The following is a 14,739-nucleotide window of genomic DNA, read 5'->3' as shown; positions in this document are numbered from 1 at the left end:
TCCCGCTTCTGTGCGGGAGTCGTCGATACAAGCCGAACGACGCAGCCGCTCCCGCCTGTCCGGAGAACGGCCTGTGCTGTGCCAGAAAGGGCGCTTCGTGGCCGATTCCGGCAACCCCAACGAGAACAACCCGTCCACAGCCGGTGCGCACGGCGAGGTCACCGCCTCGTACGACGCCAGCGCGATCACGGTCCTCGAGGGCCTGGACGCGGTCCGCAAGCGACCTGGTATGTACATCGGTTCAACCGGTGAGCGCGGTCTCCACCACCTCGTGCAAGAGGTCGTCGACAACTCGGTCGACGAGGCGATGGCCGGGCACGCGGACACCATCGATGTCACGATCCTCGCGGACGGCGGGGTGCGCGTGATCGACAACGGCCGGGGCATCCCGGTCGGCATCGTGCCGTCCGAAGGGAAGCCGGCCGTCGAGGTCGTGCTGACCGTCCTGCACGCGGGCGGCAAGTTCGGCGGCGGCGGTTACGCCGTCTCCGGCGGTCTGCACGGCGTCGGAGTCTCCGTCGTCAACGCCCTGTCCACTCGGGTCGCCGTCGAGGTCAGGACGGACGGTTTCCGCTGGACCCAGGACTACAAGCTCGGCGTCCCGACCGCCCCGCTGGCCCAGCACGAGGCCACCGAGGAGTCCGGTACGTCGGTCACCTTCTGGGCCGACGGGGACATCTTCGAGACCACCGAGTACAGCTTCGAGACCCTCTCGCGCCGCTTCCAGGAGATGGCGTTCCTCAACAAGGGCCTCACCCTCAAGCTCACCGACGAGCGGGAGTCGGCGAAGGCGACGGCGGGCGCGGACAGCGCGGACGCGGTCGAGCCCGCCGAGGAAGAGGCCGCTCGCACGGTCACGTACCACTACGAAAACGGCATCGTCGATTTCGTGAAGTACCTGAACTCCCGCAAGGGCGACGTCATTCACCAGTCGGTGATCGACATCGAGGCCGAGGACAAGGAGCGACTCCTCTCGGCCGAGATCGCGATGCAGTGGAACACGCAGTACACGGAGGGGGTCTACTCCTTCGCCAACGCGATCCACACGCACGAGGGCGGTACGCACGAGGAGGGCTTCCGTGCGGCGCTGACCTCCCTGGTCAACCGGTACGCGCGCGACAAGAAGCTGCTGCGCGAGAAGGACGACAACCTCACGGGTGAGGACGTCCGCGAGGGTCTGACGGCGATCATCTCGGTGAAGCTCGGCGAGCCGCAGTTCGAGGGCCAGACGAAGACCAAGCTGGGCAACACGGAGGCCAAGACCTTCGTGCAGAAGGTCGTGCACGAGCAGCTGACGGACTGGTTCGACCGGAATCCCAACGAGGCCGCGGACATCATCCGCAAGGGCATCGCGGCGTCCACGGCGCGCGTCGCGGCCCGCAAGGCGCGTGACCTGACCCGGCGTAAGGGGCTGCTGGAGAGCGCCTCGCTGCCCGGCAAGCTGAGCGACTGTCAGTCGAACGACCCCACCAAGTGCGAGATCTTCATCGTCGAGGGTGACTCCGCCGGCGGCTCGGCGAAGTCGGGCCGTAACCCGATGTACCAGGCGATCCTGCCCATCCGAGGCAAGATCCTGAACGTCGAGAAGGCCAGGATCGACAAGATCCTTCAGAACACCGAGGTCCAGGCGCTGATCTCGGCCTTCGGTACCGGGGTCCACGAGGACTTCGACATCGAGAAGCTCCGCTATCACAAGATCATTCTGATGGCGGACGCCGACGTCGACGGCCAGCACATCAACACCCTGCTGCTGACCTTCCTGTTCCGGTTCATGCGGCCGCTGGTCGAGTCCGGGCACGTGTACCTCTCCCGTCCGCCGCTTTACAAGATCAAGTGGGGCCGGGACGACTTCGAGTACGCGTACTCCGACCGTGAGCGCGACGCTCTGGTGGAGCTCGGCAAGCAGAACGGCAAGCGGATCAAGGAAGACTCGATCCAGCGCTTCAAGGGCCTCGGCGAGATGAACGCCGAGGAGCTGCGCATCACGACGATGGACCAGGACCACCGGGTGCTCGGCCAGGTCACGCTGGACGACGCGGCGCAGGCCGACGACCTGTTCTCGGTGCTGATGGGTGAGGACGTCGAGGCGCGGCGCTCGTTCATCCAGCGCAACGCCAAGGACGTCCGCTTCCTCGACATCTGAGTCGGCCGTACAAGCAAGCCGCAGCGCGAAAGGACTTTGACCAGCAATGGCCGACGAGAACACCCCTGTGACACCTGAAGAGGAACCCGCGGTCGCGGGTGTGGGCATGCGTGTCGAGCCCGTGGGGCTCGAGACGGAGATGCAGCGCTCCTACCTCGACTACGCGATGTCCGTCATCGTGTCGCGTGCGCTGCCCGACGTGAGGGACGGTCTGAAGCCCGTCCACCGCCGGGTGCTGTACGCGATGTACGACGGTGGCTACCGGCCCGAGAAGGGCTTCTACAAGTGCGCCCGTGTCGTCGGTGACGTCATGGGTACGTACCACCCGCACGGCGACTCCTCGATCTACGACGCGCTCGTGCGACTGGCGCAGCACTGGTCGATGCGCATGCCGCTCGTGGACTCCAACGGCAACTTCGGTTCTCCGGGCAACGACCCGGCCGCGGCGATGCGGTACACCGAGTGCAAGATGATGCCGCTGTCCATGGAGATGGTCCGGGACATCGACGAGGAGACCGTCGATTTCAAGGACAACTACGACGGCCGCAACCAGGAGCCGGTGGTTCTCCCGGCGCGCTTCCCGAACCTGCTGATCAACGGTTCGGCGGGCATCGCCGTCGGTATGGCCACCAACATCCCGCCGCACAACCTCCGCGAGGTCGCGGCCGGTGCGCAGTGGTACCTGGAGCACCCGGAAGCCTCGCACGAGGAGCTCCTGGACGCCCTGCTCGAGCGCATCAAGGGCCCGGACTTCCCGACGGGCGCGCTCGTCGTGGGCCGCAAGGGCATCGAGGACGCGTACCGCACGGGCCGTGGCTCCATCACGATGCGTGCGGTCGTGGCGGTCGAGGAGATCCAGGGACGTCAGTGCCTGGTGGTCACGGAGCTTCCGTACCAGACCAACCCCGACAACCTCGCGCAGAAGATCGCCGACCTGGTGAAGGACGGCAAGGTCGGCGGCATCGCGGACGTCCGTGACGAGACGTCCTCGCGGACCGGCCAGCGTCTGGTGGTCGTGCTGAAGCGTGACGCCGTCGCCAAGGTCGTGCTGAACAACCTGTACAAGCACACCGACCTGCAGACGAACTTCGGCGCGAACATGCTGGCGCTCGTCGACGGCGTGCCCCGCACCCTGTCGATCGACGCGTTCATCCGGCACTGGGTGACGCACCAGATCGAGGTCATCGTCCGGCGTACGAAGTTCCGCCTGCGCAAGGCGGAGGAGCGGGCGCACATCCTGCGCGGTCTGCTCAAGGCGCTGGACGCGATCGACGAGGTCATCGCACTCATCCGTCGCAGCAACACGGTGGAGATCGCGCGCGAGGGCCTGATGGGCCTGCTGGAGATCGACGAGATCCAGGCGAACGCGATCCTGGAGATGCAGCTGCGCCGGCTGGCCGCGCTGGAGCACCAGAAGATCACCGCCGAGCACGACGAGCTCCAGGCGAAGATCAACGAGTACAACGCGATCCTGGTGTCGCCCGAGCGGCAGCGTCAGATCGTCAGCGAGGAGCTGGCGGCGATCGTCGAGAAGTTCGGCGACGACCGGCGTTCCAAGCTGGTGCCCTTCGACGGTGACATGTCCATCGAGGACCTGATCGCCGAGGAGGACATCGTCGTCACGATCTCCCGCGGCGGCTATGTGAAGCGCACGAAGACGGACGACTACCGTTCGCAGAAGCGCGGCGGCAAGGGTGTGCGCGGGACGAAGCTCAAGGAAGACGACATCGTCGACCACTTCTTCGTGTCGACGACGCACCACTGGCTGCTGTTCTTCACGAACAAGGGCCGGGTGTACCGGGCGAAGGCGTACGAGCTGCCGGATGCCGGGCGGGACGCGCGTGGTCAGCACGTGGCGAACCTGCTGGCGTTCCAGCCGGACGAGCAGATCGCGCAGATCCTGGCGATCCGTGACTACGAGGCGGCGCCCTACCTGATCCTGGCCACGAAGGGCGGCCTGGTGAAGAAGACGTCGCTGAAGGACTACGACTCGCCGCGTTCCGGTGGTGTCATCGCCATCAACCTCCGTGAGACGGAGAGCGGTGCGGACGATGAGCTGATCGGTGCGGAGCTGGTGTCGGCCGAGGACGACCTGCTGCTCATCAGCAGGAAGGCCCAGTCGATCAGGTTCACTGCGACGGACGATGCGCTGCGCCCGATGGGCCGTGCCACTTCGGGTGTCAAGGGCATGAGTTTCCGCGCGGGCGACGAACTGCTCTCGATGAATGTTGTCCGGCCCGGTACGTTCGTGTTCACTGCGACCGATGGTGGTTACGCGAAGCGGACCGCTGTCGACGAGTACCGCGTCCAGGGTCGTGGTGGTCTGGGTATCAAGGCCGCCAAGATCGTGGAGGACCGGGGATCGCTCGTCGGGGCGCTGGTGGTGGAGGAGACGGACGAGATCCTCGCCATCACGCTGGGCGGCGGTGTGATTCGTACGCGAGTCAATGAAGTCAGGGAGACGGGCCGTGACACCATGGGCGTCCAACTGATCAATCTGGGCAAGCGCGATGCCGTCGTCGGTATCGCACGCAACGCCGAGGCCGGTCGTGAGGCCGAAGAGGTCGACGGGACCGATGAAGCCGAAGGCAACACGGTCGAGGCCCATGCCGCGAGCGTGGTCGAGGGCACTGCCGAGGGCACGGAGCCCTCGGCCGGGGAGCACGAGGAGTAGAGCGTGAGTGGAGCCACGGGCGCCGGTCCGGCCTCTTCCGGAGCTGGAGCGAGCGGTGCCCGTGGCCCTGCCACGGACTCCCAAGGGGGAACTGTGACGGACACTCGGGGACCTCAGCCCCAGTACGAGGGGTACGCGACCGGGCCGTTGCCCGGTGAGCGCGAGCCCGCACCGGGCCAGGCGGGGCCCTACCACCCGCCGCAGGCGTACCCGTCCCCCGCGGGCGGTACGCAGGGTGGCGGCACACAGGGCGGAGCGCAGGGCGTGGGCGGCGTACAGGCGACGCGTCGGCCCCGTACCGGGGCCCGGACCACTCCGCGTACCCGTAAGGCGCGCCTGCGGGTGGCCAAGGCCGATCCGTGGTCGGTGATGAAGGTCAGCTTCCTGCTGTCCATCGCGCTGGGCATCTGCACGGTGGTGGCGGCGGCGGTCCTGTGGATGGTGATGGACGCCATGGGCGTCTTCTCCACCGTGGGCGGCACGATCAGTGAGGCCACGGGCTCGAACGAGAGCAACGGCTTCGATCTGCAGTCGTTCCTGTCGCTGCCGCGTGTCCTCATCTTCACCTCGGTCATCGCGGTGATCGATGTGGTGCTGGCCACTGCGCTGGCGACGCTGGGTGCCTTCATCTACAACTTGTCGGCCGGCTTCGTGGGTGGCGTGGAGCTCACTCTGGCCGAGGACGAGTAGGCAGCCGGGTATCGATTTTGGGACTGGCCCCGACGTGCGCTAATCTTCAGAAGTCAGCGCACAGCGCGGCGGGGCTATAGCTCAGTTGGTTAGAGCGCATCCCTGATAAGGATGAGGCCACAGGTTCAAATCCTGTTAGCCCCACAGGCAAGAAGGCCCCCGGTCCTCACGGACCGGGGGCCTTCTGCGTTTCCGTCGTCCGGCCGGATCGGACGTCTTCCGGGTTCCGGTTCTTCCGTGGAGGGCCGCTGTTCTCGGACGGGCCTCCCGGGCTGTGTGTTCTGCCTGGCCCCTGCGGTCGTAGCTCAGGGGGTGCGGCTCCTGATGGGCCGTTGCTGCCCGGGTTCACGCGGCTGCGGGGTGCGCGGGGGTTCGGGTGGGGAGTGCCTGTCCCGGGTGTGTACGTGCGGACGGGCGCCGCTCAGGGGCGCGCGCACGGGAAAGGCCCCCGTCCGGTGTGAACCGGACCAGGGGCCCTGTGTGACGTCTGAGGCGCTCTCAGGGCGGTAGCGGGGACGAGTCCCCGGCAGGTGTGCCGCCGTGGGTGGAGCGGGTGCTGTTCGTTGCGTGCGCGGCGTCCGTGGTGTCCGTGGACAGTTGGCGGGTGGCCGGTGAGGAACCGTGGGCCTCGGCGCGGATGCGCTGCTTCATCGTGGGGGGCAGCGCCCTGTCACGCGGAAGGGTCCATCGCACCGACGGGGTGGTCGCGGTTGCCGCGGTCGCACCCGTGTGCTCCTGGGTCGTGGTCGTGGGCTCCGCGGCCGTGGCCTGCGCCGCCGTGGCCTGCGCTGTGGCGAGGCCCAGCGAGGCGAGGAGTGCGAAGAAGGCGGTGATGAAGGCGGTCCAGATGCTCTTGACCCTGAAGGTGCTCATGGCCCCTCGCTTTCAGGTGGTCCGGTTTGCTTACCTTCCTGATGATGTGGATGTGGCTGCCGAATCCCTGGACCGACGCCCCCGCTGCGCCGATCTTCTGATGAACACCACTCTTATGGTTCAACCGGTCCCGAAATGCTGTTTCCGGGGGTGGTGAGCGGCCCGGAAGATCCCCGGGCGAGTGCCGGGAACGGTGCGGCGGTTGGGTTCCAGGGAGGTCACCGATCGGTATCGGCCGGTGTGTATAGTCGGGCGGCAGAAGTCCCTTACGTCAAGGAAAGACGAGGTCGCGCGGTGAAGAAGCTTCTCCTGGTCGCACTGGCTGCCATCGGCGGGCTCCTCGTGTACCGCCAGATCCAGGCGGATCGCGCCGAGCAGGATCTGTGGACGGAGGCGACCGACTCCGTGCCCGCAGGTTCGGGTGTGTGAGACGGAACAGCCTGCTGTGAGCCCCGGTCGCTGAGCGACCGGGGCTCCTTGCTGTCCGGACCCGCTGTTGCGGGACCGTGACGCCTGTGCCCTTGAATTCACCTAAGCAAATCAATAGGTTGCGAGAGCAAAGCGGCCGGGGTTTCAGGTGGATTTCAGGTCGAGGGGGCTTCCATGGGGACACGGACGAGGGTGGGAACCCGTCGCCGTACGGCGACGGCAGGGGTACTGGCCGGCGGGGTGCTGCTCGCACTCTCGGCGGGCGGAGTGCCTGCCGCGGCTTCCTTACCCGCAAGGCCGGGGGCCTCGGGCGCTCAGGACGGCTCGAGCAGCCTGGTGATGGTGCTCGACTCCTCCGGTTCCATGGGCGACGACGACGGCTCGGGCAGGACCCGGATGGAGAGCGCCCGTGCGGCCGTGGGCGCGGTGGTCGATGCGCTGCCCGACGGCTATCAGGCCGGCCTTCGTGTGTACGGCGCCGACCGGCCCCGGGGCTGCACCGACACCCGCCTCGTACGACCGGTGCAGAAGCTCGACAGGGCCGCCATGAAGAGCGCCGTGGCAGGTGTGCGGCCCAGAGGGGACACCCCCATCGGGCTTTCCTTGCAGAAGGCCGCGGCGGACCTGCCCGAACCCCCGGACGGTGGCGTCGGGACGCGCACGATCCTCCTGGTCTCCGACGGTGAGGACACCTGCGGGACGCCGCAGCCGTGCGAGGTCGCCGAACAGCTCGGCAAGGAGGGGGTCGGGCTGCGGATCGACACCGTGGGCTTCCAGGTGAAGGGCTCGGCCCGCAAGCAGCTCGAGTGCATCGCGGAGGCCGGCAACGGGCGCTACTACGACGCACCCGATGCCGAGGCGCTCGCCAGGCAACTGCAGCGTTCGGCGCAGCTCTCCTCGGACGGCTACCGGTTGAAGGGCGAGCGCGTCGAAGGAGCGACGACTGCGGACAGGGCTCCCGCGATCGCTCCCGGGCAGTATCTGGGCACCATCGGGCCGGGCGAGAAGCGGTACTACGCGGTCGACCTCGACGCGGTGTCCACTGCCGATTTCTCGGCGACCGCGGTTCCGCAGCCCGGTGCGGCCGTCGACAGCCTCGACGCCCTGAGTACCGGCATCGCCCACGGCGCAGGTGACTCCCTCTGCGGGACGAACACCGCGCACTTCTTCCAGAAGGAGGGGGCGACCCCCCTGACTTCCGCCGTCTCCCGGATTCCCTCCGAGGGCGGCAGCCGCGGCTGCGACGACGCGGGCCGCTACTGGCTGGTGGTCGAACGGCAGAGCAAGAAGGGTTCGGATGCCGCCCGTTGGCCCCTGGAGCTGCTGTACGGGGTGGAGGCGCCGTTGGCCGACGGGGTCACCCCGGCCCAGTCCCGGCCGGAGTACGGGGACGGCGGGAAGGAGGCCGCACTGCCCTCGGGGGATCCGCGTGAGGTCCGTGGAGGAAGCGGATTCAACGACGCCAGGGAGCTCGGCCAGGGGGTGTGGCGGGACCGGATCCTGCCTTCGCAGACCCTCTGGTACAAGGTTCCGGCCGGCTGGGGCCAGCAGGTGCGCTACGACGTGGAGTTCGCGAACGAGCCGACCGTGGAGGGCGGTTCCTCCACGTACTCCTACGGCGGGACGCAGCTGTTCACTCCGGCCAGATTTCCGGTCGGCGGCAGTGGTGAGTTCAGCTCCACGGCGATGTACGACGGGAGGCCCGCCGCGATCAGGATGGGGTCGGTCCCGGTTGCCTGGACCAACCGCTACGAGTCCCGGTCCGCGGTCCAGCCGGTGCACGCCGGGGGCGACTTCTACATCGCGGTGACCTTGGGGGCGAAGGCCGCGCAGATCGCCGAGCACCCCAGGATCGGCGTGGTGCTGCGCGTGGGGGTCCTCGGTGACGCTCTCGCGGGCCCCCAGCACGGAGCTCCCGTGTCGACGAGGAAGTCCGGTGACACGAAGGCGGACGATGGCGGCAAATCGCCTGTGGCCGCAGACAGCAGTGGTTCGGGCGGGGCAGGATGGACCGGCATCGCGACCGCGGCAGGGGCGGGCGCCGTGGTCACTCTGATCGCGGGGCTCCTCTTCGTACGCGGTCGTCGCAGGCCGGGCCGGCGGACGACAAGGGGAAGTGCGTGAACAGGCAGCGCAACAGGGGCCGGGTGATCCTGGCATCGATCGCGGCTGTGTGCGCCGCGCTGGTGCTGCCGGGACAGGCGCACGCGGCCGATGGTCCCGGCTCGTACGCCTTCGATCCTGCGGCGACAACGGTCAAGGGCACGGAGACGAACGCCGACGCTGAGGAACTGAAGCCGGGGTCGGTCTACAGGAGTTCGATTCAGCGGGGCCAGAAGCTCTATTACCGCCTGGAACTCGACACCACGACCAACGCGTACGTCTCCGCGGTGGTCGTGCCGAGGAAGGCCGGCAAGGTCGCCTACGGGGACGGCATCACGGTCAGCATCAGGGACCTCGACGACACCCGGTGCAGTTCCGAGGACGCGATCTTCGAATCGGCGGAGTTCCCGCGTCCGATCGCCGCCTACGCCCATCGGACCGTGGAGGACAGCGACGACCCGTGCAGCGCGGCCGGCACGTACAACGTGCTGATCGAGCGTGAGAGCAAGGCGACATCGGCCTCGGACGAGTGGGACCTGGAGCTGCGGTACGACGCGGAGCCGGCGCTGAAGGACGCCGGCTCGCTGCCGACCGAGGCGCCGGAGAACTGGTCGTCCGCCTCGCCCGCTCCCCCCGCCGGGAAGCAGAAGCGGGCCGGTGGCAGCAGCTACTACGACGCCACCAGTGTGAAGTCCGGCGAGTGGGTGGACAGCATCACGCCCGGACAGACGCGCTTCTACCGTGTGCCGGTCGACTGGGGTCAGCGGATCTTCGCCTCGGCCTCGCTCAGCAACAACAACGCCTCGACCGAGTACCTCGGCAACGCGCTGGCGCTGTCGCTGGACAATCCGGCGCGCGGTCATGTCGACGACGCGACGCTGTCCTACTCCGGGGCGCCCGTCTCGGGCGCTCTGGACCCGCTGCCCGCCGTCGCGTACGAGAACCGCTACGCCTCGAGTTCGAAAGTCGCAGCCATGCGGTTCGCGGGCTGGTACTACCTGTCGGTGACGCTCACCCCGGAGGCCGCCGAGCACTACGGGGACACCGGGATCGGACTGACTCTCAGGATCAATGTGCGTGACGAGGCCGGTCCGACGCCCTACAAGGGAGACGCAGGGATCTTCGGCGTCACCGAAGAGGACAAGGACATGGCCGAGACCGGGCAGAGCGCGCCCCAGGCCCGCGAGAGCGACACCATGAAGATGGTGGCCGCGGCGGGGATCGGCACGGGTTCCGTGCTGGTGCTCGGGCTCGGGGCGTGGACGCTGATGGCCAGGCGCCGAACCGAACCGGCCGCTGTGCCGCCGGGCGCGGGTGGGCAGCCGCCGTTCGGCGGACCTCCCCAGGCCTGGTAGGCGCCCTCCGGGCGGGCCCGACCGTCAGGTCTGGGTCAGCGCCCAGATGCCCACCGCGAAGCAGATCAGAGCAACGAGCAGAACCGGGACCGCCACCTTCGGGGGCGGTCCCGATCGCGTCCGGGGAGCGTGCGGGACGTTCCCGTGGACGAGGTGGCCGGTGGCGGGCGGGACAACTGCCGTGCCCGGGTGCGGAACCTGAGGGTGCTGGGCGGTGTATGCACGAGTAGGAAACGAATCGTGCTGCACCGCTGTTGTCGGGGCCTGGGCGAAGTCCGGCGCGGAAGCGGAGGGAGGGGAGGCCACGTGCGCCGGGAACGGGGTGGGGGGCGTGTTCGGCTGCGCCTGCTGAGGGGGCGGGGCGAGGTGGAAGCTGCCCGTCTCCGACATCGAGGTGTGCGGCTGGGCGTAGGGCTGCTGTACGGGGGCCTGCTGTGGTGCCTGATGAGGCATCTGCTGCCCGCCCGTGGGGCCCTGCGTGGGCGTCCGGCGGCCGTTGGCGGGGCCCTGGGCGCCCTGGGAGCCGTTGACGGGCCCGTCGGGGCCGAATCCGTCCGGCAGGGGGCCGATCTGGTCGAAGACTTCCACCGGCTCGTTGTCCGTGTCTGTCTCCGGCAGCATCTCGACCGCCGCCGCCAGGGCCTTGCGGGCACCCGTGGCGGTCCGGAAGCGGGCCTGGGGGTCGGGCTGCAGCAGACCGGCCAGGACCTGCCACAAGGGCTCGGGGATGCCCTGGGGTGCGCCTGGGGTGCCGTGCGCGGCGAAGTGTTCGATGAGCGCCTGGGCGTCGGGCTTCTGCCCCTGCAGCAGGTAGAGCGCGACCAGACCGACGGCGAACAGGTCCGCGGGGAAGTCGGGCTCCGCTCCCATCATCTGTTCCGGCGCGAAGTAACCAGGCGTGCCGACGACATAGTTGGTCTCGGTCAGGCGCGGCTCGCCCTTGCGCATGGAGATACCGAAGTCGGAGAGCCGCAGATGCGGCCGGCCGGTTCCGGTGGCCTCCATCAGGATGTTGGCCGGCTTGATGTCCCGGTGCACGACGCCCTCGGCATGCACCGTCGACAGCCCGGACAGCAGCTGGTCGAGCAGGAGGCAGACGAAGCGCGGGGGCAGCGGGCCGTAGTCGCCGATGACATGGGCCAGCGATCCGCCACTGACCAGGTCCATCGTGAACAGGACCTTGTCGTCGTCGGCGGCCCAGCTCGCGGGAGCGAGGACATGGGGGTGCTCGATCCGCAGTGCCTGCTCACGGACGAAGCGCAGCAGCGTGTGCGCGTCGCTCTGCTGCAGGACCTTGGCCGCCACATACCTGCGGCGCCGGTGGTCCCAGGCGCGCCAGACGGCGCCGACCCCACCACGTCCGATCGGATCGATCAGTTCGTACCGACCAGCGAAGACCTCACCCATTGCGCTGCGCCCGCTCCCCGTTCCGGTTTCGGCTGTGTCCCGGGCCGTCGGGATCATGCCAGGGCCCCGTCGAGCGGGACCCTGCTCCCCGGGCCTGAGGGTCTGTCTAGCTCTGGTGGCCTTCGTAGTGCGCGACCGCGTCGGCGGTGCGCCCTGCTCCGTACACCCTGAGGAACTCTGCCAGTTCGGGGTGGGTCGGGGCGAGGGAGTCCGCGGCATCGATGATGTCGCCGGCCGCGGCGACGGACCGCAGCAGCGACTGGATCTCTCGGACCACGCGGCGGACGGTGGGTGCCCCTCCGGTGGTCGTGGTCTGGCCGGTGTTGGTCAGGACGGAGCCGCCCTGGGACTTCTTGATCTCTTCCATGCGGTCGGTGGCCTCTCCCGCGCTGACGCTGCCGTCGGCGACCTGACTGGCGAGTTCCTGCAGGGCTTGGACGCGCTGGACCACCGCGGGGTTGCCGATCTTGGCCCGCTGGCCGCTCATCAGCTGGGAGAGCATGGGGGCGGACAGCCCGAGCACCGCGGCGAGCCGGGCCTGGTTCAGGCCCAGATCGTCGATCAGCCTGCGGAAGAGCGCCCCCAGCGGCTCTCCGTACCAGCTGCGCTGGAGCTCCCGGGCTCTAGCCGTTGCCTCTTGCTGCGCGGCGTCCATTGCGTCTCCCCTTCGCTGCGGCTTCGCTGCTGCGAACCTCGTCGTGCATCTTACGGAGAGCGGTTGCAGACCGGGAGTCCCAATCCTTTTGCAAGATTCAGGGGGTCACCCGGTACTCTGTTCTGCGGCGGACGTCGTGACACGCAAGTGTCCGGTGCTGTCCCCTTTTCGGGGCCTTAGCTCAGTTGGTAGAGCGCTGCCTTTGCAAGGCAGATGTCAGGAGTTCGAATCTCCTAGGCTCCACAGCAAAAATGCCCCCTGACCTGCGGTAACGCAGGTCAGGGGGCATTTTCGTACCCATCGGTGGGGCCGTCGGGGCCGTCGGGGCCCGAGGGGGCGTTGCGCACCCGCGCTGCCGGCGAAGCGGTGGCGCCCACGGTGTGCGGGGCGCCCTTCGGCCGCGTGGTTCTTCGGTCGCTGTGATCTCCGGCTCAGCGCCGGCTCGTACCGGCGGCCCGAGGATCCGGCGCCGTGGGTACGGCGACGTACGGCCGGGTGCTGTCGATGTTCCGTGGCCGAGAGAGACCTCTCAGCCGATCGAGCCGTCCACGCCCTGGGTACTCGTGCACCACACAGCAGAGAGGGGCGCCGAAGGCCGTGAGGTCCTCGGCGCCCCTCTCGCGCTGGGCGTTGAGCGTGTGCTCAGCGACGGTCGTCGCGGTCGTTGCCGTCCGCGGTCTCCGAGCCGGCTTCGGCGTCGTCCTGCTTGGCCCTGACCTCCGGGTCGAGTACTGCCCCGCCGCTGCCGTCGACCGAGGTCAGCGGGGTGCGGTCGTCGGGAACCTCGGTGGCGACCGGAGGCTCGACCAGCCAGTCGGGGTTGGCCTGCTTGTCCCACCACTTCCAGGCGGCGAATGCGCCGCCCGCCAGGGCGCCCAGCACGAGCAGCCCCTTGGCCACCCGGCCGGCCCTGGCCCGTCGCTCGTGCTTCCTGATGAGCTTCTGGATCTCCTTGGCCGTCACCTGGCCGCGCAGCGCGGCGAGTGCGGCGGCGCTGCGGGCGGTGGCCTCCTCGGCGACGGGCTGGGCCACGGCGACCGCGTGCTCGACCCGCGGAACGGTGTAGTCGGCTGCGCTTCGGGCCGCCCTGCGGGTCCGGACGGCCGCGCGGTGTGCGGCATCGTCGACCTTGGGGGGCACGTGGGTCAGCGCCTGTTCGATACGTGGTGCCAGATACGCGTCGTACTGGACACGGGCTTGCGCGGCTGCCTTCGACACTTTGGGCGCGAGCAGTGCGCGAGCCTCCTGCGCGTAGTGCGCGGCCTGTTCCTTGGCCGTGTCGGCGTAGGGCGCCACCACTTCCGCGGCGTGCTGCGCGCTGTCCTTCGCCGAGTAGGTTGCGGCGCGCACGCTGTCGATGCGGGTCACGGGATCCTCCTCCTTGGTGGCGGGTAGGTACTCCGCCTATCCACCCATTTCGAAATCATGCCTGCTGGGGTCGTCCGCGCCATGCGGGACGGGCATCCGGGTCATGAGGGGCACTCTCGGTCAATGCGGTGCAAGGGGAGCGTGCCGACGACAATGCCACGGTTCGCGCCGGTGCGCGCCGCGTCGTCGCGCACTTGGCCGCATTTATCCCGCCGGATGTGTCCGAAGGGTGCCCGGACGCGGGCAACAAGGTGAGTGCGGCCGGCTACCGGGGCGGCGACCGGGCGGCGGAGGGGGTGCTCCGTGCGAGTATCGGTGGTCGTCAGCGAAGACTTACGGAAGGCAGATCGTGGCCGAGCAGCTTTACGCCACCTTGAAGACCAGCCAAGGCGACATCGAGATCCGGCTTCTGCCGAACCACGCGCCCAAGACGGTCAAGAACTTCGTCGAGCTCGCCACGGGCGAGCGCGAGTGGACGAACCCGTCGACCGGTCAGAAGTCGACGGACAGGCTGTACGACGGCACCGTTTTCCACCGTGTCATCAGCGGATTCATGATTCAGGGCGGCGACCCGCTGGGCAACGGCACGGGCGGCCCGGGGTACGAGTTCGGCGACGAGTTCCACCCGGACCTCGGCTTCAACAAGCCCTACCTGCTGGCGATGGCCAACGCGGGCCCGGGCACCAACGGTTCGCAGTTCTTCCTGACGGTGTCGCCCACCGCATGGCTGACGGGCAAGCACACCATCTTCGGTGAGGTCGTGGACGAGGCCGGCAAGAAGGTCGTGGACGCCATCGCGGCGGCTCCGACCAACCCGCGCACCGACCGTCCGCTGAAGGACGTGGTCATCGAGTCGGTCGTCATCGAGACCCGCTGACCGCAGCCGGCCGTCGGCCGCCGCCACGCGAGGGCACCGCGTGCGGGAAACGTTGCGGGACCCTGTGGAAAACCTTGTGGGATCCCGCAGGAACCCGGATCCCGCAGGAACCCGTGGGTCCCGCGTGGGGAACCAACCGCCCTGCTTGTCCGTACTGTTGCATAA

General features: G+C 68.6%; 11 protein-coding genes and 2 tRNA genes. 9 read left to right on the top strand and 4 right to left on the bottom strand.

What is annotated here, in order from left to right; translation table 11 throughout:
• Positions 1-73 precede the first annotated feature (73 nt).
• The 4 genes from gyrB to ACFW9O_RS07570 all read left to right on the top strand — a co-directional run bounded on the left by gyrB (position 74) and on the right by ACFW9O_RS07570 (position 5,651).
• Positions 74-2,143, top strand: coding sequence for a DNA topoisomerase (ATP-hydrolyzing) subunit B (gene gyrB, locus ACFW9O_RS07585; RefSeq protein WP_351166518.1), 2,070 nt, complete (start codon positions 74-76; stop codon positions 2,141-2,143).
• 46 nt (positions 2,144-2,189) lie between these two features.
• Positions 2,190-4,817 (top strand): DNA gyrase subunit A, encoded by a 2,628-nt coding sequence (gene gyrA, locus ACFW9O_RS07580; protein WP_351166516.1) that lies wholly within the window; start codon positions 2,190-2,192, stop codon positions 4,815-4,817.
• A gap of 93 nt (positions 4,818-4,910) precedes the next feature.
• Positions 4,911-5,507: a DUF3566 domain-containing protein gene (locus tag ACFW9O_RS07575; RefSeq protein WP_329209125.1), complete on the top strand. Its 597-nt coding sequence runs from the start codon at positions 4,911-4,913 to the stop codon at positions 5,505-5,507.
• A 70-nt stretch (positions 5,508-5,577) separates the two neighbouring features.
• Positions 5,578-5,651 (top strand) — tRNA-Ile (locus tag ACFW9O_RS07570).
• Between the two features lie 354 nt (positions 5,652-6,005).
• Here ACFW9O_RS07570 and ACFW9O_RS07565 read toward each other — a convergent pair.
• Positions 6,006-6,380: a DUF6344 domain-containing protein gene (locus ACFW9O_RS07565; RefSeq protein ID WP_384606196.1), complete on the bottom strand. Its 375-nt coding sequence runs from the start codon at positions 6,378-6,380 to the stop codon at positions 6,006-6,008.
• 294 nt (positions 6,381-6,674) lie between these two features.
• Between ACFW9O_RS07565 and ACFW9O_RS07560 the strand changes: the two genes are divergently transcribed.
• The 3 genes from ACFW9O_RS07560 (at position 6,675) to ACFW9O_RS07550 (ending at position 10,267) form a co-directional block, all read left to right on the top strand.
• Positions 6,675-6,809 carry a DLW-39 family protein gene (locus ACFW9O_RS07560; protein ID WP_003958712.1) on the top strand — a complete coding sequence of 45 codons (135 nt, stop codon included), beginning with the start codon at positions 6,675-6,677 and terminating at the stop codon, positions 6,807-6,809.
• A gap of 174 nt (positions 6,810-6,983) precedes the next feature.
• On the top strand, positions 6,984-8,933 hold the full coding sequence (locus ACFW9O_RS07555; RefSeq protein ID WP_384606193.1) for a VWA domain-containing protein: 1,950 nt from the start codon (positions 6,984-6,986) through the stop codon (positions 8,931-8,933).
• On the top strand, positions 8,930-10,267 hold the full coding sequence (locus ACFW9O_RS07550) for a hypothetical protein (protein WP_384606190.1): 1,338 nt from the start codon (positions 8,930-8,932) through the stop codon (positions 10,265-10,267). Before ACFW9O_RS07555 ends, ACFW9O_RS07550 begins: the two co-directional genes overlap by 4 nt.
• A 24-nt stretch (positions 10,268-10,291) precedes the next feature.
• On the opposite strand, the gene ACFW9O_RS07545 is transcribed toward ACFW9O_RS07550, so the two are convergent.
• A complete protein-coding gene (locus ACFW9O_RS07545) occupies positions 10,292-11,674 on the bottom strand; it encodes a serine/threonine protein kinase (RefSeq protein WP_384606187.1) in 1,383 nt (460 codons plus the stop codon).
• Positions 11,675-11,780: 106 nt separating this feature from the next.
• Positions 11,781-12,329, bottom strand: coding sequence for a DNA-binding protein (locus ACFW9O_RS07540; RefSeq protein ID WP_266922196.1), 549 nt, complete (start codon positions 12,327-12,329; stop codon positions 11,781-11,783).
• Between the two features lie 170 nt (positions 12,330-12,499).
• Between ACFW9O_RS07540 and ACFW9O_RS07535 the strand changes: the two genes are divergently transcribed.
• A tRNA-Ala gene (locus ACFW9O_RS07535) sits at positions 12,500-12,572 on the top strand.
• 399 nt (positions 12,573-12,971) lie between these two features.
• On the opposite strand, the gene ACFW9O_RS07530 is transcribed toward ACFW9O_RS07535, so the two are convergent.
• Complete coding sequence (locus tag ACFW9O_RS07530; protein WP_351166505.1) at positions 12,972-13,697, bottom strand: DUF5324 family protein; 726 nt, start codon at positions 13,695-13,697, stop codon at positions 12,972-12,974.
• Between the two features lie 349 nt (positions 13,698-14,046).
• Here ACFW9O_RS07530 and ACFW9O_RS07525 point away from each other — a divergent pair, with 349 nt between their 5' ends.
• Positions 14,047-14,574 carry a peptidylprolyl isomerase gene (locus ACFW9O_RS07525; protein WP_384606184.1) on the top strand — a complete coding sequence of 176 codons (528 nt, stop codon included), beginning with the start codon at positions 14,047-14,049 and terminating at the stop codon, positions 14,572-14,574.
• Positions 14,575-14,739: the final 165 nt, after the last annotated feature.

Origin of the sequence: Streptomyces sp. NPDC059499 (assembly GCF_042749285.1) — a bacterium.
Classification (GTDB): Bacteria; Actinomycetota; Actinomycetes; order Streptomycetales; family Streptomycetaceae; genus Streptomyces.
This window is presented reverse-complemented; position numbering and strand designations above follow the sequence as displayed.

Bases quoted from the DNA above. Each gene is read 5' to 3' on its own strand.
- gyrA (WP_351166516.1), top strand. From the start codon at position 2,190: ATGGCCGACGAGAACACCCCTGTGACACCTGAAGAGGAACCCGCGGTC.
- ACFW9O_RS07565 (WP_384606196.1), bottom strand. From the start codon at position 6,380: ATGAGCACCTTCAGGGTCAAGAGCATCTGGACCGCCTTCATCACCGCC.
- ACFW9O_RS07555 (WP_384606193.1), top strand. From the start codon at position 6,984: ATGGGGACACGGACGAGGGTGGGAACCCGTCGCCGTACGGCGACGGCA.
- ACFW9O_RS07545 (WP_384606187.1), bottom strand. From the start codon at position 11,674: ATGGGTGAGGTCTTCGCTGGTCGGTACGAACTGATCGATCCGATCGGA.
- ACFW9O_RS07540 (WP_266922196.1), bottom strand. From the start codon at position 12,329: ATGGACGCCGCGCAGCAAGAGGCAACGGCTAGAGCCCGGGAGCTCCAG.